A 3,469-nucleotide genomic window follows, 5' to 3' on the forward strand; every position below is an offset into this window, starting at 1 on the left:
CGGCATCGGCGCGCAGCAGGCCTGCCAGTACCCGCAGCAGGGTGGTCTTGCCTGCACCGTTGTCGCCCTGCACCAGCAAGGCCTCGCCGGCACCGACCGTGAATTCCAGCGGCCCGAACACGGGCAGCTCGTCGCGTGAAAACGCGAGATCGCGCACGCGCAGGAGCGGAGGGCTGGACGATTGGGCACAAGACATGGACGGACGATTCTACCGGCATGGCCCGACATCACGGAGGATGGCGATGCGATTCCGTACACTCCCGGAATCCCACAACGAAGCCATCGAGATGCACGTCGAAACCAAATTGCCGAAGGTCGCCACCACCATCTTCACTGTGATGTCGCAGCTCGCCGTCGAGCACGGCGCGGTCAACCTTGGGCAGGGCTTCCCGGATTTCCCGGTGCCGGCGCGTCTGGTCGATGCGCTGTCGCGGGCGATGCAGGCCGGACACAACCAGTACGCGCCGATGACGGGGATCCCGGCGCTGCGCCAGGCCATCGCCGACAAGACCGAGCGCTGCTACGGCTGGCGACCCGACGTGGACGCCGAAATCACCATCACCAGCGGCGCCACCGAGGCGATCTTCAATGCGATCCACGGCTTGGTGCGCGCGGGCGAGGAAGTCATCGTGCTTGATCCGTGCTACGACTGCTACGAGCCGGCGATCGACCTGGCCGGTGCCACCGCGGTCCACGTCGCCTTGGATCCGCTGACCTTCGCGCCGGATTGGGATGCGGTGCGTGCGGCGATCACGCCGAACACGCGGATGTTGATGGTCAACAGCCCGCACAATCCCTCCGGCGCGATGTTCAGCGCGGCCGACATGCAGGCTTTGATCGACTTGCTGCACGGCACCGACATCCTGCTGCTCAGTGACGAGGTCTACGAGCACATCGTGTTCGATGGTGCGCGTCACGAAACGGTGCTGCGCTATCCCGAACTGCGCGAGCGCGCCATGGTCATTTCCAGCTTCGGCAAGACTTACCACTGCACCGGCTGGAAGCTCGGTTATTGCATCGCGCCGCCGGCACTGTCCGCCGAGTTCCGCAAGGTCCACCAATACAACGTGTTCTGCAGCTTCAACCCGGCCCAGCATGCCTTCGCCGAGATGATCGAGCAGGAACCACGGCACTACGAAACCCTCGGTGCGTTCTACCAGGACAAGCGCGACCGCTTCCGTGCGCAGCTACTGGCGACCAAGCTCAAACCGCTGCCGGTTCCGGGCGGGTCTTTCCAACTGGTCGATTATTCGGCGGTCAGCGACTTGCCCGATCTCGAATTCGCCCGCTGGTTGACCGTCGAGCACGGCGTGACCGGCATCCCGCTGTCGCCGTTCTACGCCGCGCCGCCGGCGGGGAAGCGTCTGTTGCGGCTGTGTTTCGCCAAGAACGATGACACCGTGAACCGCGCCATCCAACGATTGTCCAATCTGTAGGCAACGCCCCTCGGGAGGCCGCCATGCGCACCGAAAAACTGATCGCCCTGTTGTTTGTCATGTTGCTGACGGGCGCCGCAGCCTTGCTCGGTTGGCGTGCACTGCATGCCAGCCCGCCCTCGACCGGAGATACACCCGTGGACGCACGCCATTTGCAGGACATCTATTTCGGCATGGGTTGTTTCTGGGGCGCGGAAAAGCGCCTGCGCGCCGTGCCCGGCGTGGCGGCGGTCGAGGTGGGCTATGCCGGCGGCGATGCGCCGCAGGTGAACTACCGCGACGTGCTGGATCAGGAAGACCGGATCCGCAGTGGCCGCAGCCGTGCGCGCAACCATGCCGAGGTGGTGCGGGTGCGTTATGACCCAAAGAAGCTCGACCTGATGACCCTGCTGGCGGCGTTCTGGGAAAACCATGACCCGACCCAAGTCGGCGGTCAGGGTAATGATCTCGGTAGCAACTATCGTAGCGCGATCTATTACACCAACGACCAGCAGAAGACTTTGGTCGAACAGAGCCTGGCCATTTATCAGCAGAACCTGTCCCACGCGGGCTACGGCCGGATCACCACCGAGATCCTGCCGGTGCGCCACTACAACCGTGCCGAGGAATCGCACCAGGATTACCTGTTGAAGAACCCGAACGGGTACTGCGGTCTGGGTGGCACCGGCGTCAAATACGGCCTCGCCGCCACCGGCACCGCCTATGCCCCGCTGGATGGGGCGAGTCTGGCGCACGCTGCGCAACTGGTGGTGTACGAAGCCGAGGACTGCCCGTATTGCGAGCGTTTCGAAGCCGACGTTTTGAAGCATTGGAATGCCACCGTGCCGTTTGTGCGCACCCGCTCGCAGCAGGCACCGACCGGCTGGACGCTGGCGAAGACCTTGCTGGCGACGCCGACGATCGTCCTGTTCAAGGACGGCAAGGAAGTCTCGCGTTTCACCGGCTATCCGGGCGATCCGCAGAAATTCTGGCAGTGGCTGGGCTTCCACCTGTTGACGCCGGCGCAGCAGCAGATCGCCTTCGAAAATGGCACCGAGCTGCCCGGCACCGGTGCCAACTTGAACGAACACCGCCCCGGCACCTATTACGACCCGATCAGCGGCGCCGCCCTGTTCCGCAGTGATGCCAAGTTCGACAGCGCCTGCGGTTGGCCGAGTTTCTTCGAGCCGATGCCGGGCGCGCTGCAATTCCAGCAGGACGACAGCCACGGCATGCATCGCGTGGAAGTGCGCAGCACCAGCTCCGGCATCCACCTCGGCCATGTATTCGACGACGGTCCGCCGCCGACCGGCAAGCGCTATTGCATCAACGGCACTGTGCTGCGCTTCGTGCCTGATCCAGCCAAGACCTGAACGTGATCGCAGGCCATCCTCCGCGTGCAGGTGTGGGGACGCTCTGAACAATCCAGGCCTTCCTTGGCAGTCAACGCCGGCTTGACCGGCCTTGCCCTAGACTGTGGCAACGCCGAACCCGGCCAGCGGAGCTGCCATGCAAGACCTGCGCGTTTCCATCGTCCAAGGCGAGACCCGGTGGCATGATCCAGCCGCCAATCGCGCGTACTACGGTGACCTGATTGCACCGCTCCACGGCAGTACCGACCTGATCGTACTGCCCGAGACTTTCACCAGCGGGTTCTCGAACGACGCCATCGGCAGCGCCGAGGGCATGGATGGGTCGACCGTGGCCTGGCTGCGCGAGCAATCGGCGCGGCTTGATGCCGCGATCACCGGCAGCGTGCAGTTGCGCACGGATGGCGGCGTGTTCAACCGCATGCTGTTCGCCACGCCGGATGGAGGTATGGCGTGGTACGACAAGCGCCACCTGTTCTCCTTTGCCAAGGAGCACGAGCGTTACGCCCCAGGACACGAGCGCGTGGTCGTGGCTTGGCGTGGCTGGCGCATCCTGCTGCAGGTTTGCTACGACCTGCGCTTCCCCGTGTATGCGCGCAATCGCTTCGATCCTGCGCAGGCGGGGCAGGCTGATTACGATCTGGCCGTGTACGTCGCCAACTGGCCGTCTGCGCGTGCCTATCC

4 protein-coding genes are annotated in these 3,469 nt (G+C 64.3%); 3 read left to right on the top strand and 1 reads right to left on the bottom strand.

All coding sequences use genetic code 11. The annotated features are described in order from the left end of the window. On the bottom strand, window positions 1–196 hold a 196-nt coding region (locus IT472_RS08360), incomplete at its 3' end, for an ATP-binding cassette domain-containing protein (RefSeq protein ID WP_297180792.1). 91 nt (window positions 197–287) lie between these two features. Between IT472_RS08360 and IT472_RS08365 the strand changes: the two genes are divergently transcribed. The 3 genes from IT472_RS08365 to IT472_RS08375 all read left to right on the top strand — a co-directional run. Further along, window positions 288–1,436, top strand: coding sequence for a pyridoxal phosphate-dependent aminotransferase (locus IT472_RS08365; protein ID WP_297180799.1), 1,149 nt, complete (start codon window positions 288–290; stop codon window positions 1,434–1,436). A gap of 23 nt (window positions 1,437–1,459) precedes the next feature. Further along, a complete protein-coding gene (msrA, locus tag IT472_RS08370) occupies window positions 1,460–2,788 on the top strand; it encodes a peptide-methionine (S)-S-oxide reductase MsrA (RefSeq protein WP_297180794.1) in 1,329 nt (442 codons plus the stop codon). A 136-nt stretch (window positions 2,789–2,924) separates the two neighbouring features. Next, window positions 2,925–3,469: nitrilase-related carbon-nitrogen hydrolase (locus IT472_RS08375; protein ID WP_297180797.1), on the top strand; the 545-nt coding region annotated here is incomplete at its 3' end.

Source organism: Thermomonas sp., from assembly GCF_020850895.1.
Taxonomy (GTDB): domain Bacteria; phylum Pseudomonadota; class Gammaproteobacteria; order Xanthomonadales; family Xanthomonadaceae; genus Thermomonas.